Source organism: Arthrobacter sp. P1_B9, assembly GCF_056406495.1.
The window spans coordinates 79,813-103,287 of the sequence record NZ_JBFUAA010000003.1; the positions used below are offsets into that span (position 1 = coordinate 79,813).

A 23,475-nucleotide genomic window follows, 5' to 3' on the forward strand; every position below is an offset into this window, starting at 1 on the left:
AGACGAACGCCACATTTGACCGTGGTCGCAGGCGCCGGAAGGGCCTGATCCCGGCCCAATTCGGACCGAATTGGCCGCCGTCGGCTAAAGTAGCCGTGATGACTACAGACAAAGTGACAAGCCAGGATTCACCGCTGGACCGTTTTATTGCGGTTATTCCGGCGGGCGGGGTGGGGACCCGCCTCTGGCCCCTGTCACGGGCAGCGGCCCCGAAATTCCTTCACGACCTCACCGGTTCGGGCAGTACTCTGCTGCGCGCGACCTATGACCGCCTCCAGCCCGTCGCGGGCAAGCACGTGCTGGTGGTGACCGGCTCCGCCCACAGGGCAGCCGTCTGCCGCCAGCTGCCTGAGGTCCTGGAAGCCGACTTGGTGCTGGAGAGCGAACCCAAGGACTCCGGTGCTGCGATCGGCCTCGCCGCGGCCATCCTGCACGAGCGGGACCCGGACATCATCATGGGCTCGTTCGCCGCGGACCAGGTCATCAGCCCGGACGACCTCTTCCAGGACGCCGTCCGTGAAGCCGTCTACACCGCGGCCGCGGGGAAGATCGTCACCATCGGCATCAAGCCGACCCATCCCTCCACCGGATTCGGCTACATCCGTTCCGGCGCGAACCTCCACATCCCGGACGCGCCCAGTGCGCAGTCCGTGGTGGAGTTCGTGGAGAAGCCCAGCGAGGAAGTGGCCCAGGAGTACGTCGACAGTGGCGAATATGTCTGGAACGCGGGCATGTTCGTGGCCCCGGTCTCGCTGATGCTCAAGCACCTCGAAGCCAACCAGCCCGAGCTCTTCGCCGGACTCCAGGAGATCGCCAAGGCCTGGGACACTCCGGAGCGCGACGCCGTCACGGCCCGGGTGTGGCCCACGCTGCCCAAGATCGCTATTGACTACGCCGTCGCCGAGCCCGCCGCCGCCGCCGGCGACGTCGCCGTGGTGCCCGGAACGTTCCTCTGGGACGACGTCGGAGACTTCGCCTCCGTGGGCCGGCTCAACAGCGCCAAGGAAGTCGACGAGGTCACGGTCCTGGGTGAGGGCGCACGCGTCTTCACCGAAAACGCGAGCGGCGTGGTGGTCTCCGACACCAAACGGGTGATCGCCCTGATCGGCATCAAGGACGTCGTGATCGTTGACACCCCGGACGCCCTGCTGGTCACCACCAAGGAACACTCGCAGCGGGTCAAGCAGGCCGTGGATGCCATCAAGGCCAAGGGCGACACCGACGTCCTGTAGGCGGAGGGGAGCGGATCACGGCCTGTGCAATGTTCAGCAATCCGTAACGCGCCGTACCCGATGCCGCTATTCTTTGGCCGCTCGATAGAGTTATTCCGTGCGCAACTATTCGACTGAAGCTGAGCCCACGACTCTCGTGGGGCCGTGGCTGGAGCCCCTCCTGCCGGAGCTGATCGCTTTCCGCCGCGACCTCCATGCGCATCCGGAACTTTCGTTCAAGGAGTTCCGCACCACCGACAAGCTGGCGAAACGGCTCGAGGAAGCCGGGCTCAAGCCGCGCCGCCTCGAGGGCACGGGCCTGACGGTCGACGTCGGGCAGGGCCCCATCGCCACCGCACTGCGCGGGGATATCGATGCCCTGCCCATCATCGAGGAAACTGGCCTTGAGTTCGCCTCGAAGAACCACGGCGTGACCCATGCCTGCGGCCACGACGTCCACACTGCCACCATGCTTGGGATCGCGCTGGTCCTGCAGCGCATGCACGAGGCGTCCCCGCTGAACGGGACCGTCCGGATCATCTTCCAGCCGGCCGAGGAAACCATGCCCGGCGGCGCCACCTCGTGCATCGAACAGGGTGTCCTGGAAGGCGTGCCGCGCATCCTGGCGCTGCACTGCGACCCCCGGATCGAGATCGGCAAGATCGGCACCCGGATCGGGGCGATCACCTCCGCCTCGGACACCATCAAGATTGAACTCTCCGGCCGCGGCGGCCACACCTCGCGCCCGCACCTGACCGAGGAGCTGGTTTTCGCCTTGGCGCAGATCGCGGTCAACGTTCCCGCAGTGCTCTCGCGCCGCGTCGATGTCCGCAGCGGCGTGTCCGTGGTCTGGGGGCAGATTTCCGCGGGCTCGGCCCCGAACGCCATCCCGGGCAGCGGCTACATGGCCGGCACCATGCGCTGCCTGGACCGCGACGCCTGGCACGACGCCGGCGAGCTGCTCGACGACATCATCCGGCAGGTCGCCGAGCCGTACGGCGTCGATGTCCACCTAGAACACACCCGCGGCGTGCCGCCGGTGGTCAACTCCGAGCACGAGACCGCGCTGATCGAGGCCGCGGCCCGCGCCGAAATCGGCGAGGGCGCCGTGGTCCTGACCCCGCAGTCCATGGGCGGGGAAGACTTTGCCTGGTTCCTGGCCGACACCCCCGGCGCCATGATGCGCCTCGGCACGAAGACGCCAGGCGGGGAAGAATACGACCTTCACCGCGGCGACTACATCGTCGATGAGCGGGCGCTGGGCCTGGGCATCCAGGTGCTCACGGCGGCGGCCCTGCGCACCATCCGCGACCTGTAAGCCGTTCCGCCCGGGCCCCTACACCGGGCCCGCCCTGCTGCACCCGGCCAGGACCGCCGCACGGAGTTTCCCCACCTATTCCGGCACGACGCCGGGACACGCCGGCGGTGCGGGCCGACACGCCGTCGGCACCCGTCAAACGTGGGGAAACTCGGCGGCAGCGACGGGGAATCGTGCCGCGGCGGCCCCTTCTACGTCGATGCCGGTTCCCGCTCCGCAATTCAGTTGTGCACAACCGAATTGCACGCAACTAAATTGTGCGGTACGGTGGAGTCATGACCACGTCAGAAGAGGCCCGCACGGACGGCCCGGAAGCGCTCCGCCTGAACCGGCAGGTGTGTTTTGCGATGTACTCTGCCTCACGTGCCGCCACGGCCGCCTACCGGCCCATGCTCGAGGAGCTCGGCCTGACCTACCCGCAGTACCTCGCCATGCTGGTGCTCTGGGAAGCGGAGCCGCGCAGCGTGCGTGAACTGGGGGAGGAGCTGGGCCTGGACTCCGGCACGCTCTCGCCGCTGCTCAAGCGGCTCGAAGCGCTCGGACTCGTCCAGCGCCGCCGCTCCGCCGAGGACGAGCGCCGCGTGGAGATCTTCCTGACCGGCGCCGGCGCCGCCCTGAGCGCCAAGGCCAGCGGCATCCCGCAGCGCCTGGCGGACGCCGCCGGGCTCACCGCCGCGGAACTGGACCAGCTCCGCGACACCCTGGGCCGGCTGACGAACGCGCTCCACGCCTCCCACTAAGCCCTTCCCTTAAGCCCTTCCCCCTCCACCACCCTTCCCCGGCCCCCACGGCCGACGTCGAAATCGCGGGAGGCGTGCCAGCTCGCCGGAAGTTTACGGCGACTCCGCAGGCTTCCGGCGAGTTCCCCGCTGAACCCCTTCTTCCCGCCGACAGAACGGAATCACCATGAAGACCCTTTACACAGCAGAGGCCCTGGCCTCAGGCGAAGGCCGCGACGGCACCGCCATCAGCAAGGACGGCAAGCTGAGCGTCACCCTTGCCAGCCCGGTCGAACTCGGCGGTGACGGCGCGGGCACCAACCCCGAACAGCTCTTTGCCGCCGGTTACGCCGCGTGCTTCCACTCCGCCCTGCGCCTGGTGGGACGCAAGGAGCGCGCCGACCTGACGGACTCCGCCGTCGCCGCCAAGATCCACTTCGGCGCTCTCGAGGACGGTGCCGGCTACGGTCTGGCCGCCGAACTTGAGATCGCCCTGCCCGCCGTGGACCGGGACACGGCCGAGGCCCTCGTGGCCAAGGCCCACCAGATCTGCCCGTACTCCAACGCCACCCGCGGCAACATCACTGTCGACATCACCATCCTGGAGGTAGCCGCATGAGCAACAACACCGAAACTCTCACCCTTCCCGCCACCACCCGCGAGATCCAGCTGGCGTCCCGCCCCCACGGCCGCCCCGTCCCGGCGAACTTCCGCCTCGCCGAGTCGGCGCTGCCCGAACTGCAGGACGGCCAGGTCCTGGTCCGCAACCTGTTCATCTCGGTGGACCCGTACATGCGCGGACGCATGAACGACGTCAAGTCCTACTCCGCGCCGTTTGCGCTGGATACCGCCCTCGACGGCGGCGCCGTCGGCGAAGTGATCGCGTCCCGGGCCGAAGGCCGCGCTGTGGGCGACACGGTGGTGCACGGCCTCGGCTGGCGCGAATACGCCGTCGTCGATGCCGCGGCCACCACGGTGGCGCGCACCGATCTGGCCCCCGCGTCAGCATTCCTCGGCGCCCTCGGCATGACCGGGCTGACCGCCTACGCGGGACTGCTGAAGGTCGCGGAATTCAAGCCCGGCGACGCCGTGTTCGTCTCCGGCGCCGCCGGCGCGGTCGGCTCGCTCGTCGGGCAGATCGCCAAGGCCATGGGCGCGTCCCGGGTGATCGGCAGCGCYGGCTCGCCGGAAAAGGTGGCACGCCTGCTCGAACTCGGCTTCGATGCCGCGTTCAACTACCACGACGGCCCCGTGGCGGAACAGCTCGCCGCGGCCGCGGGTGAGCGCGGGATCGACGTCTACTTCGACAACGTCGGCGGCGAGCACCTCGAAGCCGCGCTGTCCGCCCTCACGGTCGGTGGCCGGGTGGCCATGTGCGGGGCCATCGCCCAGTACAACGCGACCGAACCGACGCCGGCACCGCGGAACCTCATGCTGGCGATCGGCAAACAACTGACGCTCAAGGGCTTCCTGGTGGGCGGCTACTGGCAGCACATGGCCGAGTTCGTCGAGACCATGTCCGGCTGGCTGGCCGACGGAACGGTCCGTTACGACGAGACGGTGGTGGACGGGCTGGAGAACGCCCCGCAGGCCTTCATGGACCTGCTCGACGGCGCCAATACCGGCAAGATGCTCGTGCGGCTGTAGCCGGACACCCGGCAATCGCCGTGCCGCCACATACGCCTCCGGCGCCGGTTCCTGCGGGGACCGGCGCCGGAGGCGTCTGTGGTCGCGGCGGGCACCGGCTACCTCTAGGTAACAAGTTCTCAACAATCTGGGCATTCGCCGGGACGTGTGTTATCGGGACGTGGCGCAGGCCACTACAGTAGCTTGCATAAGTGCGCCTCGGCGCAGTGCTGCGAAATCCATCAGTGACAACAGAGATCAGCGGAACACCGCAGACAGACACTCATTGAACTTCCGTCGTAGCGCCTACTCTTTCTTCCTGGAGGAAAATTGAAGAACTCTCTGCGTGCCACCTTTAAGCGCGGATCAATGGCCGGCGTTGCCACCGCGGGCGCGGCTGCACTCCTGCTGACCGGCTGCGGAGCTGCCCCGGAGGCCAGCACCGCCACCAACACCGCCAGCAACTACACGGGCTGCATCGTGTCCGACTCGGGTGGATTCGATGACCAGTCGTTCAACCAGTCGTCCTACGAGGGACTGCAGAAGGCCAAGAAGGATCTCGGCATCGAGATGAACCAGGCCGAGTCCAAGACCAACAACGACTTCGAACCGAACCTGCGCGCCATGGTCTCCGCCGGCTGCAACCTGACCATCACGGTCGGCTTCCTGCTCGGCGACGCCACCAAGTCCCAGGCCACCGCGAACCCGGACAAGCACTTCGCCATCATCGACTTCGGCTATGACACCCCGGTCGCCAACGTCAAGCCGATCATCTACGACACCGCCCAGGCAGCATTCCTGGCCGGCTACCTCGCAGCCGGCACCACCAAGACCGGGACGGTCGCCACGTTCGGCGGCATCAAGATCCCCACGGTCACCATCTTCATGGACGGTTTCGCCGACGGTGTGAAGTACTACAACGAGAAGAAGGGCAAGGACGTCAAGCTTCTCGGCTGGGACAAGGCCAAGCAGGACGGCTCCTTCACCGGTGACTTCGAAAAGCAGGACAAGGGCAAGCAGTTCACCCAGAACTTCCTGGACCAGGGCGCAGACATCGTCATGCCCGTCGCCGGTCCGGTCGGCAAGGGTGCCGGCGCGGCCCTGCAGGAAGCCAAGGCAGCAGGCAAGGACGTCAAGCTCATCTGGGTTGACTCCGACGGCTACCTCACGGCACCGGATTACAAGGACATCATGCTCTCCTCCGTCATGAAGCAGATGGGCGAGGCCGTCGAGACGGTCGTCAAGCAGGACAAGGACGGCCAGTTCACCAACAAGCCGTACGTTGGCACCCTCGCGAACGACGGCGTCCAGCTTGCCCCGTTCCACGACATGGATTCCCAGGTTCCGGCCGAACTGAAGTCCGACCTGGACCAGATCAAGAAGGACATCGCCGACGGCAAGCTGAAGGTTGAATCCGCAGCCAGCCCGAAAGCCTAACTTCCTCCGCTAAGCGCCACGGCCCGTCCGGTCACCACCGCACGGGCTGTGGCGCTTTTCGTTGCGGCCCTTAGTGCCTCAGATCCCAGGCACTAAGCTGGTGCTGCAGCGCCCCTACGCGTCCGGCCCAAGCCGTCTGGACACCTCGAGATTGGTCAGAGTTTTGAAACTTGAACTCAAGGGCATTACCAAACGCTTCGGCTCCCTGGTAGCGAACGATCACATCGATGTGGTTGTTGAACCCGGGCAGATCCACTGTCTGCTCGGTGAGAACGGCGCTGGCAAGTCCACGCTGATGAACGTCCTCTACGGACTGTACGAGCCCACAGAGGGCGAAATCCTAATCGACGACAAACCGGTCACGTTCCGCGGCCCCGGCGACGCCATGGCGGCCGGCATCGGCATGGTGCACCAGCACTTCATGCTGGTCCCCGTCTTCACCGTCGCGGAGAACGTTGCCCTTGGAGCGGAGACCACCAAGACCGGCGGATTCCTGGACCTGGATGACACCCGCCGGAAAATCCGGGAGATCTCGGACCGGTACGGTTTCGACGTCGACCCCGACGCGCTGATCGAAGACCTCCCCGTGGGCGTGCAGCAGCGCGTGGAGATCATCAAGGCACTCGTCCGCGACGCCAAGGTGCTCATCCTCGATGAGCCCACGGCCGTGCTGACCCCGCAGGACACCGATGAACTGCTGGACATCATGCGCCAGCTCAAGAGCCACGGCACCTCGATTGTCTTCATTTCCCACAAGCTGCGTGAGGTGAAGGCCGTTTCGGACACCATCACCGTCATCCGGCGCGGCAAGGTAGTGGGCTCGGCCGATCCCGGCGCCTCGACCACCGAGCTGGCTTCCATGATGGTGGGCCGGGCCGTGAGCCTGACCCTGGACAAGGCTCCCGCGAATCCGCAGGAGACCACCTTCGAGGTCAAGGACCTCACGGTCATCGCCCCCAACGGCCAGCACGTGGTGGACGGGATCAGCTTCGGAATCGCCCGCGGCGAGATCCTCGCCGTCGCCGGCGTCCAGGGCAACGGCCAAACCGAGCTGACCGAAGCCATCCTCGGCCTGCACGAGCGGGTCCACGGCTCGATCACCCTCGACGGCGAAGAACTCGTGGGCCGCAGCGTCAAGGAGGTCCTCAACGCCGGCGTCGGGTTCGTCCCGGAGGACCGCTCCCTCGACGGGCTGATTGGCACGTTCTCCATCGCCGAGAACCTGATCCTGGACCGCTACGACCAGGCGCCGTTCGCCAAGGGCATCAGCATGAGCCCGGCCAAGGTCCTGGAGAACGCCAAGACCCGGATCGAGGAATTCGACGTCCGCACCCCGTCCGGCTCACTGGCAGCCGGCACCCTGTCCGGCGGCAACCAGCAGAAGGTCGTCATGGCCCGGGAGCTCTCCCGGCCGCTGCGGCTCTTCATCGCCTCCCAGCCCACCCGCGGCGTGGACGTGGGCTCCATCGAGTTCCTGCACAAGCGGATCGTCGCGGAGCGGGACCACGGCACGCCCGTCATGATCGTCTCCACCGAACTGGACGAGGTGATTGAACTCGCCGACCGGATCGCCGTGCTGTACAAGGGCCGGCTGGTCGGGATCGTCCCGGCCGGCACCGGTCGTGACGTCCTGGGTCTGATGATGGCCGGCGTTTCCCCGGACGAGGCCCAGACCGACGCCGCAGGCAGGCACTCGGCCCGATCCCTTTCTGAAAACCCGGCCGCGAACGCAGCAGAAACCCCGGCCGGCACCCCGGCCGAAAACCCCGCAACGAAGCCGGCCATGAACCCGGCCCCCGCCGCCCCGTCCGTGCAGGAGCCCGGCTCCGGCGCCGTAGGAGACCCCCATGAGTGAGAACACCGAGCCGCGGTCCGCGGCCGCACCGGACCCGGACCGGCTTCCGGCATCGCAGGCCACCGACGTGGAGCCTGAACCGCTCGAGGACGATGCAGACTTCGTCACCTCGCTGGACACCGCGGGCGGCGCCCACCAGCCATCGGCCGTTCCGGTCTCGACCCAGAGCGGAGCTCTTCCGGGTGCCCCGGAAGAGGAGTCGCTGCTGCGCAAGATCTTCACCGGCAACGGCATCGTGACCATCCTGGCGGTGCTGCTCGCACTGATCCTCGGCGGCCTGCTCATCGCCATGACGGACAAGGTGGTCGGCACCACGGCGGGCTATCTCTTTGCCCGGCCCAGTGACTTCCTCATCGCCGTCTGGTCCGCCGCCACCGATTCGTACGTCGCGCTCTTCCAGGGCGCGGTCTTCAACCCCCGCGGGAACGGCGTGGCCGGACAGTTCGCCCCCCTCATGGAGACGCTGACCATCGCCACCCCGCTGATCACCGCCGGCCTCGGCGTCGCCCTGGCCTTCCGCGCGGGCCTGTTCAACATCGGTGCGCAGGGCCAGATCATCATGGCCGGCATCCTCGCCTCATGGGTCGGCTTCGCGCTGCACCTGCCGCTGGGGATACACCTGCTGCTGGTCCTGATGGCCGGCGTCATCGGCGGCGCCGTCTGGGGCGGCATCGTCGGCGTGCTCAAAGCCCGGACCGGCGCCCACGAGGTCATCGTGACCATCATGTTCAACTACATCGCACTCTATTTCCTGCGCTACCTGCTCGACACGGACTTGTTCCAGCGTCCGGGGGCGGACACACCGATATCGCCCATCGTGGACCCCAGTGCCGCGTACCCGCTGATCTTCGGCAGCCAGTACCGGCTGCACCTGGGATTCCTGCTGGCCATCGCGGCCACCGTGTTTGTTTCGTGGCTGCTGAACCGCTCCACGCTCGGTTTCGAATTCCGTGCCGTCGGGGCCAACCCCAAGGCAGCCCTGACCGCCGGCATCAACGTCTCCCGGGCCACCATCCTGGTGATGACCATTGCCGGTGGCCTGGCCGGCCTGGCCGGCGTGGCACAGGTGGCGGGCACCGAAAAGGTCCTGACCGACGGTGTCGCGGCAACCTACGGCTTTGACGCGATTACGGTCGCGCTGCTGGGTCGGTCCTCGCCATGGGGCACCTTCGCCGCCGGCCTGCTGTTCGGGGCCTTCCGCGCAGGCGCTGTCCAGATGCAGATCCAGACCGGAACTCCGATCGACATCGTGCTCGTGGTCCAGTCACTCATCGTCCTGTTCATCGCGGCGCCGCCGCTGGTCCGGGCGATCTTCGGACTCAACCCGCGCAAGAAGAAGGCCGCGACCGCCGGCAAAACCAAGCAGGCCGCAACCACCGGAGGTGCCGCATGAGCACAACAGCAACCTCGCCCGTTGAAGGAAAACCCCAGCCGGAGAAGAACCACAGGCCGACGGTGTCCGCCAAGCCCGTGACTTGGAAGTTGCCGGTCACGCTTGCGGTGCTGGCCACCGTAGCGTTCATCTTCTTCGGACTGCTGGGCCCGCAGGCGAACGCCAAGTTCGGCGTTTCATCCAGCGGAGACTTCTTCCAGCTCCCGGCGATCGAAGTACCCGCATTCCTGTCCGGCATGGTGCTCTCCCTGATCCTGCTGGGCCTCGCGGGCTACGCCCTGGTCCTGAAGGCGAGAGCGAACCGGCGGCCCCCGCGCTGGGTGCCGGCCGTGTTCACCGTCGTGTTCGTGGTCGCCTTCCTGATCTGGGTGGTGGGCGGCGCCCGGACCCCCAGTATTTCGCTGGCCGGCCTCATCGCCGGATCCGTGACCCTCGCCGTGCCGATCGTCTTCGGCTCCCTGTCCGGTGTGCTGTGCGAACGCGCCGGCGTCGTTAACATCGCCATCGAAGGCCAGCTCCTGGGCGGTGCCTTCACGGCCGCGCTCGTCGCCAGCCTGACGCACAACCCCTACCTGGGCCTGCTTGCGGCGGCCGTGGCGGGCGCCCTTGTGTCGGTGGTGCTGGCAGTGTTCAGCATCAAGTACGTGGTCAACCAGATCATCGTCGGCGTCGTGCTCAACGTCCTGGTCTCCGGGCTCACCGGCTTCCTGTTCACCACCGTGATGCAGTCCGATCCGGAGAAGTACAACTCGCCCGCCGAGCTGCCCATCATCGATATCCCGGTCCTGTCCAGCATCCCCGTGATCGGGCCCATCCTCTTCAAACAGTCCGTGGTGGGCTACCTGATGTACGTGGCAGTCATCGTGATCTGGGTCGCACTGTTCAAGACGAAGTGGGGCCTGCGCGTCCGTGCCGTGGGCGAGCACCCGCAGGCGGCCGACACCCTGGGCATCAAGGTCAACGCGACCCGCTTCTGGAACGTCACGCTCGGCGGCGCCGTCGCCGGGATCGGCGGATCGTTCTTCACCCTCGTGGCCATCGACAGCTTCACCAAGGAAATCTCCGGCGGGCGCGGCTTCATTGCCCTCGCCGCCATGATCCTGGGCCGCTGGAACCCGATCGGGGCGTTCTTCGCCGCGCTGCTGTTCGGCTTCGCCGACAACCTGCAGAGCATCGTGACGATCATCGGCACCCCGGTGCCGAGCCAGTTCATGGCCATGCTGCCGTACGTGGTGACCGTGTTTGCCGTGGCCGGGCTCGTCGGCCGCTCCCGGCCCCCGGCCGCTGACGGCATACCGTACATCAAGGGCTGAGAATGGACAGCATCGACGTCGACTGGGCTGCACTCGAAGCCGCGGCAGTGTCCGCCATGAAGAACGCCTATGCGCCGTATTCGAAGTTTCCGGTGGGGGCCGCGGCCCTCACCGGAGACGGGCGGATCGTCAGCGGCTGCAATGTCGAAAACGCCAGCTACGGGCTGACCCTGTGCGCCGAGTGCGCCCTGGTGGGCAACCTGCAGATGACCGGCGGGGGACGGCTGCGCGCCTTCTACTGCGTCGACGCCGGCGGGAATGTCCTCATGCCGTGCGGGCGCTGCCGCCAGCTGCTCTACGAATTCCGGGCTCCGGACATGGAGCTCATGACCACGCAGGGAATCAAGACCATGGACCAGGTCCTTCCCGATGCCTTTGGCCCCCAACACCTGGAGGAACCCCGGTGACACAAACGACTCAGAACCCCAACAACAGTGAAGCGTTCGACGCCGTCGACATCATCCGCATCAAGCGGGACAAGGGTGTGCTCAGCCCGGCCCAGATCGACTGGACAATCGACGCGTACACCCGCGGCGCCATCGCCGACGAACAGATGGCCGCCCTGAACATGGCCATCCTGCTCAACGGCATGGACCGGGCCGAGATCTCCCGCTGGACGGCGGCCATGATCGCCTCCGGCGAGCGGATGGACTTCTCCAGCCTGCGGCGGCCCGACGGCGGCGTGAAGGCGACGTCGGACAAGCACTCCACCGGCGGCGTCGGGGACAAGATCACCCTGCCGCTGGCTCCGCTCGTAGCGGTGTTTGGCGTGGCAGTGCCGCAGCTCTCGGGCCGCGGCCTCGGCCACACCGGCGGCACCCTGGACAAGCTCGAGGCCATCCCGGGCTGGCGTGCGGCCCTGAGCAATGAGGAAATGATGGCCCAGCTCCAGGACGTCGGCGCGGTCATTTGCGCGGCCGGCGCCGGGCTGGCCCCGGCGGACAAGAAGCTCTACGCGCTCCGCGATGTCACCGGGACCGTGGAGGCCATCCCGCTGATCGCCTCCTCGATCATGAGCAAGAAGATCGCCGAAGGCACCGGCTCGCTGGTGCTCGACGTCAAGGTGGGCAGCGGCGCGTTCATGAAGGACGAGGCCCGCGCCCGCGAACTGGCCGAAACCATGGTGGCCCTGGGCAAGGACGCCGGCGTCAACACGGTGGCCCTGCTCACCAACATGAACACGCCGCTGGGCCTGACCGCGGGCAACGCGATCGAGGTCGAGGAATCCGTGGAGGTCCTCGCCGGCGGAGGCCCGGACGACGTCGTCGAACTCACCGTCCGGCTCGCGGAGGAAATGCTGGCGTGCGCCGGCATCCGCGACGCCGATCCCCGGGCAGCACTCCGGGACGGCCGGGCCATGGACGTCTGGAACCGGATGATCGAGGCCCAGGGCGGAGACCCGCGCGCCAAGCTCCCGGTCGCCAAGGAATCCGAGGTCATCTACGCCCCGGCCGACGGTGTCCTGGTGGAGCTCGACGCGATGGCCGTCGGCGTCGCTGCCTGGCGGCTCGGTGCCGGGCGCGCCCGCAAGGAGGACCAGGTCCAGGCCGGTGCCGGGGTGCGGATGCACGCCAAGCCCGGCGCCACGGTCAAGGCAGGCGAACCGCTCATGACCCTGCTCACGGACACACCGGAGAAGTTCGAGCGTGCCAAGGAAGCGCTCGAACACGCCGCCGTGATCGCCCCCGAGGGCTCCCGGCCCGCCCAGAAGCTCATCATCGACCGCATCGCCTAAGCCCGTTGCCCTATCCCTTACGGTGCCCAAACCCTGGGGATAACAGCCGTACGGGAGAGGGCAGCGGCGGCCGGAGCCGGCGTTACACTGACTCCACAGCAGTACCCGTCAAGCGCAGGCCCGGCTCCGGCCGAGCCTGCGCTTGGATAGATCTGGCCCCGCCGCGCGTTAGGAAGCTGTGCAGGCAATCAATGACTTCATCCTCGCCGCCGCAGGGCAACCCTGGGTCCTCGTCCTGGTTTTCGCCTGCTGCGTGATCGACGGGTTCTTCCCCCCGATTCCGAGCGAATCGGTGGTGGTGGGCCTGGCTGCAGTCGCCGCCACTGCGGGCGTCCCCAACCCTCTGCTCCTGGTCGCAACGGCTGCCGCAGGGGCCCTGGTGGGCGACAACATGGCTTACCTGATCGGCCGCGGGACCGGAATCCGGCGCTGGGCGTGGCAGCGCGGCCCGCGCATGCAGGCGGCCTTCCGCTGGGCCGGCCGGGAACTGCGGAAACGGCCTGCCTCACTGATCCTTGTGGCGCGCTTCGTCCCGATCGGGCGGGTGGCCGTAAACCTGACCGCCGGCGCCACGCACTACCCGTGGCGCAGATTCGTCAGTCTGACGGTGCTCTCGGCGCTGCTGTGGGCCAGCTACTCGGTGGGGATCGGACTGACTGTTGGTCCGTGGTTTGAGGAAAACCACGTGCTGGGCGCGGCCATTGCCATCGTCTGCGCGATCGTCCTGGGCGTCGTCCTGGACCGTGTGATCAGCAGGGTGCGCGGCCGCGCACCGGAGGAACCGACGCATTCCGTGCCGCCCGCCGAGTCCTAGGCGGATTGGGCCCGCCCATGGGACACTTAGGAGCGATTTGGGTCACGTTTGTTGGCCGCACGTCGTGCAAAGTTTCGTCCATGGTTCTACCCACTGTCATCGCGAGTACGATACGGCTTAGTTGTCCGTTCCCAGTCATCAAGGAGCACCACCTGCATGGAGTTCATTAACGAGGCCGTGCTCCATGCCGCTGGCCAGTGGTGGATCTACCCCCTCCTGCTGGTTTTCTTCTTCGTGGACGGCTTCGCGATGGTGGTCCCCAGCGAGACCCTGATCGTTGCCCTGGCGGCGTACTCCGTGCACAGCGGCCAGCCCAACCTGTGGATCCTGGGCCTCACCGCCCTCGTGGGAGCCATGGCCGGCGACAACATGGCCTACATGCTGGGCCGCAAGATTGGCCTCGAGCGGTTCCGCTGGATGCGCAAACCGAAGGTCCAAAAGGTGTTCGGCTGGGCCCACTACGAACTTGAAAAGCGCGGCGCCGTCCTGATCTTCACCGCCCGGTACATTCCGTGGGGCCGTGTCGCCGTCAACTACGTGGCAGGCACGACGGCGTTTCCGCACCGCCGGTTCTTCTTCCTTGACGGCTTTGCCTGCCTGACGTGGGTGGCCTACTCAATCGGCATCGGCGTCCTGGCCAGTTCCTTCCCGTGGCTGCACCACAACCCGTTGCTCAGCGCGGGCATCGCGGTGGTATTCGCCATTGTGCTCGGTGTCCTCATCGACCATCTCCTGCGCTGGTGGCACAAGCGCCTGGGCCGCCACGACACCAGTCCGGTCCCCTCCGAGACCGAATACGCCACCGAACCCGCCTCCGGTGAGCGTGCTTCCGAGCTGCACGGCACGATGCTGGCCGGTCCGTCCGCTGAGTCCGGAGCGTCCGGAAAGTAGCTTCCGGCGCCCGGCGACCCTATGGTTGGAACGTGACTGAGACTATTCCTGACGCTGCCCCTGACCTCGACTTCGACCTGAAGGGCCTTCCCAAGGTTTCCCTTCACGACCACCTGGACGGCGGACTCCGGCCGGCCACCATCATTGAACTTGCTGAGGCCGTCGGCCACACGCTGCCGTCCACGGACCCCGTTGCACTGGGGGAGTGGTTCCGGGAATCCGCCGACTCCGGCTCCCTGGTCCGCTACCTGGAGACTTTCGACCACACCATCGCCGTGATGCAGACCAAGGAGGGCCTGTTCCGCGTCGCGAAGGAATTCGTCGAAGACCTGGCCGACGACGGCGTCGTGTACGGCGAGGTGCGCTGGGCGCCCGAACAGCACCTGCAGAAGGGCCTGAGCCTGGACGACGTGGTCGAAGCCGTGCAGGCCGGCCTCGAAGCTGGAGTGGACGCCGTGGCAGAGACCGGCCGCGATATCCAGGTGGGCCAGCTCATCACCGCCATGCGCCACGCCGACCGCGGCCAGGAGATCGCCGAACTGGCCGTCCGCCACCGCAACAACGGTGCCGTCGGCTTCGACATCGCCGGCGCCGAGGACGGCTTCCTGCCGTCCCGCTTCAAGGACGCCTTCACCTACCTGGCCCAGCACAACTTCCCGGCCACCGTCCACGCCGGCGAAGCCGCCGGCCTGGAAAGCATCCAGTCGGCCCTCGTCGACGGCCGGGCCCTGCGCTTGGGCCACGGCGTCCGGATCGCCGAGGACGTCACGATCGAATTCGAAGAGGACGAAGAGGCCGGCGACGCCGAAGGCTTCGACGACTCCGTCAACGACACCATCGGCATGGTGACCCTGGGCGAGCTCGCCAGCTGGGTGCGGGACCGTGGCATCGCCCTGGAGATCTGCCCCTCCTCCAACCTGCAGACCGGCGCCATTGCCGGCTTCGGTGAGGGCATCGAAAGCCACCCGCTGGACATGCTCTACCAGCTCGGCTTCAACATCACCATCAACACCGACAACCGGCTCATGAGCGGCGTGACGCTGACCGACGAGTTCGAACTCCTGGTTGAAACGTTCGACTACGACCTCGATGACCTGCTGGAGCTGACGCTGAACGCGGCCGAGGCCGCCTTCCTGCCGCTCGAAGAGAAGGAAGCCCTGGTCGAATACATCAACGAGGCCTACTCCGATCTTGGCTAACGAGGACACATCACCCGTCCAGGGGCTCGCTGGGCCCACAGCGGCAGGGGTCCCTGGCCGAGCTTGCGAGGTCGGGGAGCTGCTGGGGCTGATAGCGGCCCTGCGCGAGCATTGCCCCTGGATGGGTGCCCTCACCCACGAGTCCCTCGTGGAGTACCTCCTGGAGGAGGCCTATGAAGTGGCCGAGACCATCGAGACCGGCGCCGGCGACGCGGAACTGCAGTCTGAACTGGGGGACGTCCTGTTGCAGGTGGTGCTCCACGCCCGGCTCGCCGAGGAACGCGGCGCCTTTGACCTGGGCGATGTCGCCCGGGGCCTGAAGGCCAAGATGATCCGGCGCAACCCGCACGTGTTCCGGCCCGACGGCTCGCTGCAGGATTCCTTCCCGGCAACGGTGGAGGAGATCGTCCTGAAATGGGACGCCGTCAAGAAGGCCGAGAGGCCCGAACGTGGCCACGTCTTCGACGGGGTTCCCGCCGCGCTGCCGGCCCTCGCGCGGGCCCAAAAGCTCCTGGACCGCGCCGAACGCGCGGGTATGGCAGCGGCCGCCGGCCAAACCGCCGCCCGAACCGCCGTCGACCTCCCGGCCGCCGAGGAGGAACTCGGCGACCTGCTGTTCGGGATCGTGGCCGCTGCCCGGGCCGGCGGGCTCGACGCCGAACGCGCCCTCCGCGGCGCCCTGCGCCGGTTCCAGGACAGCACCGGCCCCCGGCCATCGGCACAATAGCGCTGGCAGACTAGAGTCGGCACGGTAGCGGCACCATCATGACGTCCGGGGATTGGATAGGTTTCCGTAACTTATCCCGCTCTCGACTACGCTAGTAGCGACGACGACGTCGGCTTTTCCGCTTGATGTACAGCCAGAGTCCAAGCAGTCAGATTCCCTGCAGATCGCTTCACCCAAAGGAGCATATCCATGGCGCTTATCGATGCCATCCACGCCCGCGAAATCCTCGATTCCCGTGGCAACCCGACCGTAGAAGTTGAAGTCCTGCTCTCGGACGGCCAGATCGGCCGCGCAGCAGTTCCCTCCGGCGCTTCCACCGGCGAGCACGAGGCCGTTGAACTTCGCGACGGCGACAAGGGCCGCTACCTCGGCAAGGGCGTCCAGAAGGCCGTCGACGCGGTCATCGACCAGATCGCCCCGGCCCTGACCGGCTTCGACGCGACCGACCAGCGCAGCATCGACCAGGCCATGATCGACCTGGACGGCACCCCCAACAAGGGCAAGCTCGGCGCCAACGCCATCCTGGGCGTGTCCCTGGCCGTGGCCAACGCCGCCGCCGCCTCCGCTGACCTGCCGCTGTACAAGTACCTGGGCGGGCCCAACGCGCACGTCCTGCCCGTGCCCCTGATGAACATCCTCAACGGCGGCTCGCACGCCGACTCCGACGTGGACATCCAGGAATTCATGATCGTCCCGATCGGCGCCGAGACCTTCTCCGAAGGCCTGCGCTGGGGCGTCGAGGTCTACCACAACCTCAAGTCCGTCCTGCAGGCCAAGGGCCTGTCCACCGGCCTGGGTGACGAGGGCGGCTTCGCGCCGAACCTGCCGTCCAACCGTGCCGCCCTGGACCTGATCCAGGAAGCCATCAAGAACGCCGGCTACACCCCGGGCAAGGACATCGCCCTGGCCCTGGACGTCGCCTCCTCCGAGTTCTTCAAGGACGGCGCGTACCAGTTCGAGGGCAAGGCACTTTCCGCCACCGAGATGAGCGCCTACTACGCCGAGCTCGTGGCCGACTACCCGCTCGTGTCCATCGAGGACCCGCTGGATGAGAACGACTGGGAAGGCTGGAAGACCCTCACCGACACCATCGGCGACAAGGTCCAGCTCGTGGGCGATGACCTCTTCGTCACGAACCCGGCCATCCTGCAGCGCGGCATTGACACCAAGACCGCGAACTCGCTGCTCGTCAAGGTCAACCAGATCGGTTCCCTGACCGAGACCCTGGACGCCGTTTCCCTGGCCCAGCGTGCCGGCTACACCACCATCACCTCACACCGCTCCGGCGAAACCGAGGACACCACCATTGCTGACATCTCCGTTGCCACCAACGCGGGACAGATCAAGACCGGTGCCCCGGCACGCTCCGAGCGCGTGGCCAAGTACAACCAGCTGCTGCGCATCGAAGAGGAACTCGACGACGCCGCACGGTACGCCGGCCGCAGCGCGTTCCCGCGTTTCAAGGGCTAGTTAGCCGCGAAAACCGGTAACCGGTGGCTATGGTTGAAAGACCATGGCCACCGGTTCTTTTTTTGGTCCGTTTTTGAAGGAGTGACATGGCAACCCGACGCCCCAATGTTCCCCGGGCTACGCCTGCCGCCAAGGCTGCTGCTGCCAAGCCTGCGGCCACGGGTCTGGGGGCAGCAGCCGACGGCGGCGAGGTGATCCAGGCGGACTTTGGCGGCGCCCGCAGCGGCGCGGCGGCGCCGGCCGGCGCTGCGCCTGCCCCGCCACGGGTGTCAGCTCACACAGGCAAGCCGGCCCCGGGCAGCACCGGCGCCGGATCTGCGGCCAGAGCCCGTCCCGCAACAGCCCCGGCAGGAGCACCGGCAAAGCCCGAGACCCGCCCGGCGGCCGGGAAGGCCGGCGCCAAGTCCGGCGGCAAGTCCGGCGCCAAGGCCGGCGGCAAGGCCGGCGGCAAGACTCAGAACCGGACCGCCGCAGGGGGTCCGGACGAATCCCTGGACCCCGTGCCCGCCAAGGCGTTCTCGGGCCGGCTGCTGGCCCTGGGCGTCGTCATGATTGCCATCACCATCCTGCTGGCCCCCACGGTCAAGATCTTCCTGGACAAACGCGCCGAAATCGCGGCGCTGCAGGCCGATATTGCGGCCAAGCAGACGAAGCAGGAGGACCTCAAACGCCAGGTGTCGCGGTGGCAGGATCCCAACTATGTGAAACAGCAGGCCCGCGACCGCATTAACATGGTTATGCCCGGAGAGACGGGCTACTGGGTATTCGGCAGCGATCTTCCTGCCGCGCAGTCCGGTGGCGCGGCGGGTGCAGCATCAGCACAAGACCCGGCCAACCTGCCCTGGGTGGACGCCCTCTGGGAGTCCATCAGGCGATCGGCAACAGACTAGAAGCGGCGCCCGCCGCCGGGATTGTCCCGCGGACAATCCGGAACAGGGCAGGAAGGTGCCACTCCCGTGGACGAGAACCGAGTGGACCAGAACCGAGCAGCCGAGAACAACGACGGGGCCAAGGCCCCGGCACCACGGCACAGGGCAGACGCCCCGGAGGGCTCCCGCCAGCCGTCGCCGCACGATCTCGAGGTCCTCAGCCGCCAGTTGGGCCGGCCCGTGCGCGACGTCGTCGAAATCCCGGCACGCTGCGTCTGCGGAAACCCGCTCGTTGCCGCCACTTCGCCGCGGCTCAGCAACGGTACGCCGTTCCCCACCACGTTTTACCTCACCCACCCGGTGATCACGTCGGCGGTATCGCGGCTGGAGGCCGCCGGGCTGATGAACGAAATGAACGACCGGCTCGCTGCCGACGCCGGCCTCGCGGCCCGGTACCGGTCCGCCCACGAGGCATATCTGGCCTCCCGTGCCGAGATCGGCGCGCGCTCCGGCATCGGGGCCGTTCCCGAAATTGACGGCGTCTCCGCCGGCGGAATGCCGACCCGCGTCAAATGCCTGCACGTCCTCGTGGGGCATTCGCTGGCGGCCGGCCCGGGCGTGAACCCGCTGGGCGATGAATCGATCGCGGCCATCGCCGAATGGTGGACCGTGGAGCGCTGTTACTGCGAAGGCGCCTGGGACACCGGCGGGGAGGCCCCGTCCCGGGACCTCAGCCGCCATGGCCCCCAAGGCCTGCCGGAGATCGTGGGTCGGCCCGCACCGGTCCGCAAGTCCCGCGTCGACGCCGCCGGCGCCGGCGCCGCTGACACGGCCGCCGCCGCCGGTGCTGCTGAGACGGCCGGTACCACCGGCACGGGGGAGTCCAAGTGACCCGGGTCGCGGCCGTAGACTGCGGCACCAACTCCATCCGCCTGCTGATCGCAGATGTGAGCGCAGGCGGCGCAACAGGGCCGGCCACGCCGCGGCTGACCGACATCGTGCGGGAAATGCGCGTGGTCCGGCTGGGCCAGGGCGTGGACTCCACAGGTGAACTGGCCCAGGAAGCGCTTGAGCGCACCTTCGCCGCGACCCGGGACTACGCTGCCCTCATCCGCGAGCACGGCGCCGAAAAAGTGCGCTTCGTGGCCACCTCCGCCACCCGCGATGCCCGCAACCGCCAGGTTTTCGTCGACGGCATCCGCGACATCCTCGGCGTCGAACCCGAGGTGATCACCGGCGACGAGGAAGCCGCGCTGTCCTTCGCCGGCGCCAGCAGTGTCCTGCCCTCCCGCGGGCAGGACCCCGTGCTGGTGGTGGACCTCGGCGGCGGCAGCACGGAGTTCGTGCTGGGCAACGCCGACGGCGTCATCGCGGCCCGCTCGGTCGACGTCGGCTGCGTCCGGATGACCGAACGGCACCTGCGCAGCGATCCGCCCACAGCGGATCAGATCGCAGCGGCAGAGGCCGACGTCGACGCCGCCATCAGCGAGGCGGCACAAACCGTTCCGCTGGAACGCGCCACCGCCGTCGTCGGCGTGGCCGGCTCCGTCACCACCATCACGGCGCACGCGCTGCGCCTGCCGGAGTACTCACCGGCCGCGATCCACGGCACCGAACTGGACCTGGACGCGGTCCGGAAAGCCTGCACCGAGCTGCTCGAAATGACCCGGGAGGAGCGGGCCGCGCTGCCTTACATGCACCCCGGGCGGGTGGACGTGATCGGCGCCGGTGGACTGGTCTGGCGGCGGGTCCTGCAGCGCCTGGCCGAGGTCACCGGCGGGCGCATCACCACGGCCGTGAGCAGCGAACACGATATTCTTGACGGAATTGCCCTCAGCATCCGATGATCCCGCCCCAGCAGCCGTGCCCCAGCGCGCGCCCGTGCCGCTGGTGCATCCGCCGATAGGACCTGAATGACCAGAGCAACAGCCCGGCGCCGCCGGACCGCCTCCGCGTTGATGGCCTTGGCCCTCGCCGGCGGAGCGTCCACGGCGGCGCTGACCCTGGCCGCACCCGCCCACGCCGACTCCTGGCGGGACAAGGAATACTGGCTCGCCGAGTCCGGCATCATCAAAGCCTGGGACGTTTCCAAGGGAGCCGGGGTCAAGGTCGCCGTGATTGACAGCGGCGTGGACGGCCGGCATCCGGATTTGGGCGGCGTGCTCGCTGGCGGCGCGGACATTTCCGGCGCCGGCAAGGCCAACGGCCAGGAGAGTATCGGCGCCAAACCCGAACACGGCACGCTCGTGGCCACCATGCTGGCCGGACGGGGGCACCAAGCGCCCGAAGCGACCGCCAAACCGAGCGCCAGCGCAACTGGCCCTGCCGCCGGCCCGGCCGCTGGACCTGACGGGGTTGTCGGCGTCGCCCCGGAAGCGCAGCTGCTGTCCGTCTCCACCTGGCTCGGTTCCGCCAACCCGGGCGGCAAGAGCGACCAGGACCAGATCCCGGAGGCAGTGCGCTGGGCCGTGGACAACGGCGCCCGCGTCATCAACATCTCCCTCGGCAGCACGTCGCCGGAATGGCCGCAGAGCTGGGACGCGGCATTCCTCTACGCCGAACAGAAGGACGTCGTGATCGTCGCCGCCGCGGGCAACCGGGTGGGCGGCAACGTCCAGGTCGGCGCCCCGGCCACCATCCCCGGCGTCCTGACGGTTGCAGGCCTGGACCGCACGGGCGCGGCCAGCATCGACTCCTCCTCCCAAGGCATCAGCATCGGCGTCGCAGCTCCCGCCGAGGATCTGGTTGGCGGCCTGCCCGGCGGCGGCTACGCCGACTGGGCCGGCACCTCCGGAGCCACGCCCATCGTGTCCGGCGTCGCGGCCCTGATTCGCTCCAAATGGCCCGAAATGTCCGCCAGTCAGGTCATCAACCGGATCGTCACCACGGCCAAGGACGCCGGGGCGCCAGGGAAGGATCCGCTCTACGGCTTCGGCGTGCTGAACGCCGAGGCCGCACTCAAGGCCGATGTCCCGGAAACCAAAGTCAATCCGCTGGGGTCCATTTCGGACTGGATCCGGGTTCACCGGCGCGGAAACCTCGCCACGACTGCCTCTGCCGCGGAGCCCGCGCCCTCCAGCGCTGCCCCCACCCTGCCCGAAGCGACCGTGCCCGTCGCGGAGAAGCCGTCCCAGCTGGACAGTGCCGTGCCGGCCGCGGTGGTCCTGGGCTTCGGAGCCCTGCTCGTGGGAATCGTTGTGGCCGCCGCGTTCCAGCTGCGGGCCGCCATGCGCACGCCGCCGAAGGACGGCCCGGACGGCCCGGACGGGACCGGCAAGGCCGAACCCGAGGCCGTCAATCCGGTGGACTCCAGCAAGCCGTCATAGTTAGTGAAGGTTTTCACAAACTACTGTATTCTTGAGATATGGCATCCTCCCTTCAGCTCCAGGACCGTCCCCGGGTACTCGTCGTCGGCGGCGGGTACGTCGGCCTGTATGTAGCCCTCAAACTTCAGAAAAAGATCGCGAATGCTGGTGGCATCGTCACCCTCGTGGATCCGCTGCCCTATATGACCTACCAGCCCTTCCTGCCGGAAGTTGCCGGCGGCAACATCGAGGCGCGCCACGCAGTCGTCTCGCACCGCCAGCACCTGAAGCAGACGGAACTCATCCAGGGCCGCGTCACCTCGATCGACCACGCCAACCGCACGGCAGTGGTCGCACCCTCCGACGGTGGCCACACCTTCGAGATTCCGTACTTCGACGTCGTGCTTGCCGCCGGCGCCATCACCCGCACGTTCCCGATCAAGGGCCTCGCGGACAAGGGCATCGGCCTGAAGACCATCGAAGAGGCCGTCGCCCTGCGCAACAAGGTTCTCGAGCGGATCGAGACCGGTTCCCTCATGACGGACCCCGTTGAGCGCGCCCGCGCCCTGACGTTCGTCGTCGTCGGCGGCGGCTTCGCCGGCATCGAGTGCATCACCGAAATGGAAGACCTGGCCCGCGCCGCGGTCAAGAACAACCCGCGCATCAAGCAGGAGGAAGTCCGCTTCGTCCTGGTCGAGGCGATGGGCCGCATCATGCCCGAGGTCACGGCATCGCAGGCCGAATGGGTCGTCGAACACCTCCGCAGCCGCGGCATCGAGGTCCTGCTGAACACCTCCCTCGACAACGCCGAGGGTTCCCTGAAGCTCATCAACCTCCCGGACAAGAGCCCGGCCCAGGAATTCGAGACCGACACCCTGGTCTGGACTGCCGGTGTGCAGGCCAACCCGATGGTCCGCTCCACCGACTTCCCGCTCGAGCCGCGCGGCCGCGTCCGCGTCCTGGCCGATCTGCGCATCGCAGGCGACGAGGGCATCATCGAGAACGCCTGGGCCGCCGGCGACGTCGCTGCCGTCCCCGACCTCACGGGCAGCGGCCTGCCGGACGGCACGTGCGTGCCGAACGCGCAGCACGCGCTGCGCCAGGCCAAGCGCCTCGCCAAGAACCTGTGGGCCTCCCGCTGGGACAAGCCGCTCAAGGATTACAAGCACAAGAACCTGGGCGCCGTCGCCGGCTTCGGCGAATGGAAGGGCGTGGCGAACATCAACCTGCTTGGCCGCATCGGCCTCAAGGGCCCGCTGGCCTGGCTGGCACACCGTGGCTACCACGGCATGGCCATCCCCACCGTGGAGCGCAAGATCCGCGTGATCTCCGGCTGGATCTGGGCCTTCTTCCTGGGCCGCGACACCACGCAGCTGATGGATCTGGACAACCCGCGCGGCGCCTTCGTGGCCGCAGCGACGCCGGCCCCGAAGCCTGCCGCTGCTCCCGTTGCCGGCACGCCTGCGGATGCTGCCAAGAACGACGCCGCGAAGAGTGGCACTGCCAAGAACGACACTGCCAAGAACGACACCAAGGAAGCTGTTCCGGCCGACTCCAAGTAGCCTGATCCGAGCCTTCGACGGCGGCTGTTCC

21 protein-coding genes are annotated in these 23,475 nt (G+C 67.7%); all 21 read left to right on the forward strand.

Translation table 11 applies throughout. The features are described from left to right. Window positions 1-98 precede the first annotated feature (98 nt). The 21 genes from AC1D1A_RS05390 (at window position 99) to AC1D1A_RS05490 (ending at window position 23,444) form a co-directional block, all read left to right on the forward strand. Entirely contained in the window at window positions 99-1,232 is a 1,134-nt protein-coding gene (locus AC1D1A_RS05390; protein ID WP_026537818.1) for a mannose-1-phosphate guanylyltransferase, read from the forward strand. A gap of 97 nt (window positions 1,233-1,329) precedes the next feature. Then, a complete protein-coding gene (locus AC1D1A_RS05395) occupies window positions 1,330-2,529 on the forward strand; it encodes an amidohydrolase (protein WP_476947293.1) in 1,200 nt (399 codons plus the stop codon). A gap of 275 nt (window positions 2,530-2,804) precedes the next feature. After that, entirely contained in the window at window positions 2,805-3,269 is a 465-nt protein-coding gene (locus AC1D1A_RS05400; protein WP_476856598.1) for a MarR family winged helix-turn-helix transcriptional regulator, read from the forward strand. A 166-nt stretch (window positions 3,270-3,435) separates the two neighbouring features. Continuing rightward, on the forward strand, window positions 3,436-3,867 hold the full coding sequence (locus AC1D1A_RS05405) for an organic hydroperoxide resistance protein (RefSeq protein ID WP_028277343.1): 432 nt from the start codon (window positions 3,436-3,438) through the stop codon (window positions 3,865-3,867). Next, complete coding sequence (locus tag AC1D1A_RS05410; RefSeq protein WP_476856597.1) at window positions 3,864-4,895, forward strand: NADP-dependent oxidoreductase; 1,032 nt, start codon at window positions 3,864-3,866, stop codon at window positions 4,893-4,895. The genes AC1D1A_RS05405 and AC1D1A_RS05410 overlap by 4 nt, the downstream gene beginning before the upstream one ends. 309 nt (window positions 4,896-5,204) lie before the next feature. Continuing rightward, on the forward strand, window positions 5,205-6,311 hold the full coding sequence (locus AC1D1A_RS05415) for a BMP family lipoprotein (protein WP_476849114.1): 1,107 nt from the start codon (window positions 5,205-5,207) through the stop codon (window positions 6,309-6,311). A gap of 163 nt (window positions 6,312-6,474) precedes the next feature. Beyond that, window positions 6,475-8,166 (forward strand): ABC transporter ATP-binding protein, encoded by a 1,692-nt coding sequence (locus AC1D1A_RS05420; RefSeq protein ID WP_476947294.1) that lies wholly within the window; start codon window positions 6,475-6,477, stop codon window positions 8,164-8,166. Next, window positions 8,159-9,559: an ABC transporter permease gene (locus AC1D1A_RS05425; protein WP_476947295.1), complete on the forward strand. Its 1,401-nt coding sequence runs from the start codon at window positions 8,159-8,161 to the stop codon at window positions 9,557-9,559. Before AC1D1A_RS05420 ends, AC1D1A_RS05425 begins: the two co-directional genes overlap by 8 nt. After that, complete coding sequence (locus AC1D1A_RS05430) at window positions 9,556-10,872, forward strand: ABC transporter permease (RefSeq protein ID WP_223914190.1); 1,317 nt, start codon at window positions 9,556-9,558, stop codon at window positions 10,870-10,872. Before AC1D1A_RS05425 ends, AC1D1A_RS05430 begins: the two co-directional genes overlap by 4 nt. Before the next feature lie 2 nt (window positions 10,873-10,874). After that, a complete protein-coding gene (locus tag AC1D1A_RS05435; protein WP_230010838.1) occupies window positions 10,875-11,279 on the forward strand; it encodes a cytidine deaminase in 405 nt (134 codons plus the stop codon). After that, complete coding sequence (locus AC1D1A_RS05440; RefSeq protein ID WP_476856593.1) at window positions 11,276-12,607, forward strand: thymidine phosphorylase; 1,332 nt, start codon at window positions 11,276-11,278, stop codon at window positions 12,605-12,607. The genes AC1D1A_RS05435 and AC1D1A_RS05440 overlap by 4 nt, the downstream gene beginning before the upstream one ends. A gap of 178 nt (window positions 12,608-12,785) precedes the next feature. Then, complete coding sequence (locus AC1D1A_RS05445; protein WP_476856592.1) at window positions 12,786-13,421, forward strand: DedA family protein; 636 nt, start codon at window positions 12,786-12,788, stop codon at window positions 13,419-13,421. 156 nt (window positions 13,422-13,577) lie between these two features. Then, on the forward strand, window positions 13,578-14,312 hold the full coding sequence (locus tag AC1D1A_RS05450) for a DedA family protein (RefSeq protein WP_476871236.1): 735 nt from the start codon (window positions 13,578-13,580) through the stop codon (window positions 14,310-14,312). A 32-nt stretch (window positions 14,313-14,344) separates the two neighbouring features. Then, window positions 14,345-15,511: an adenosine deaminase gene (locus tag AC1D1A_RS05455; RefSeq protein WP_476947296.1), complete on the forward strand. Its 1,167-nt coding sequence runs from the start codon at window positions 14,345-14,347 to the stop codon at window positions 15,509-15,511. Between the two features lie 121 nt (window positions 15,512-15,632). Next, window positions 15,633-16,238, forward strand: a complete 606-nt coding sequence (locus AC1D1A_RS05460) for a MazG nucleotide pyrophosphohydrolase domain-containing protein (RefSeq protein ID WP_476871290.1) — start codon at window positions 15,633-15,635, stop codon at window positions 16,236-16,238. Between the two features lie 189 nt (window positions 16,239-16,427). Beyond that, window positions 16,428-17,708 carry a phosphopyruvate hydratase gene (eno, locus tag AC1D1A_RS05465; protein ID WP_018774732.1) on the forward strand — a complete coding sequence of 427 codons (1,281 nt, stop codon included), beginning with the start codon at window positions 16,428-16,430 and terminating at the stop codon, window positions 17,706-17,708. An 86-nt stretch (window positions 17,709-17,794) separates the two neighbouring features. After that, window positions 17,795-18,598, forward strand: a complete 804-nt coding sequence (locus AC1D1A_RS05470; protein WP_476856590.1) for an FtsB family cell division protein — start codon at window positions 17,795-17,797, stop codon at window positions 18,596-18,598. A 207-nt stretch (window positions 18,599-18,805) separates the two neighbouring features. Further along, a complete protein-coding gene (locus AC1D1A_RS05475; RefSeq protein ID WP_476931528.1) occupies window positions 18,806-19,468 on the forward strand; it encodes a DUF501 domain-containing protein in 663 nt (220 codons plus the stop codon). Next, complete coding sequence (locus AC1D1A_RS05480) at window positions 19,465-20,424, forward strand: Ppx/GppA phosphatase family protein (RefSeq protein ID WP_476887327.1); 960 nt, start codon at window positions 19,465-19,467, stop codon at window positions 20,422-20,424. Before AC1D1A_RS05475 ends, AC1D1A_RS05480 begins: the two co-directional genes overlap by 4 nt. Before the next feature lie 66 nt (window positions 20,425-20,490). After that, window positions 20,491-21,903, forward strand: a complete 1,413-nt coding sequence (locus AC1D1A_RS05485; RefSeq protein WP_476947297.1) for a S8 family serine peptidase — start codon at window positions 20,491-20,493, stop codon at window positions 21,901-21,903. A gap of 38 nt (window positions 21,904-21,941) precedes the next feature. After that, window positions 21,942-23,444 (forward strand): NAD(P)/FAD-dependent oxidoreductase, encoded by a 1,503-nt coding sequence (locus tag AC1D1A_RS05490; RefSeq protein WP_476856586.1) that lies wholly within the window; start codon window positions 21,942-21,944, stop codon window positions 23,442-23,444. Window positions 23,445-23,475 lie beyond the last annotated feature (31 nt).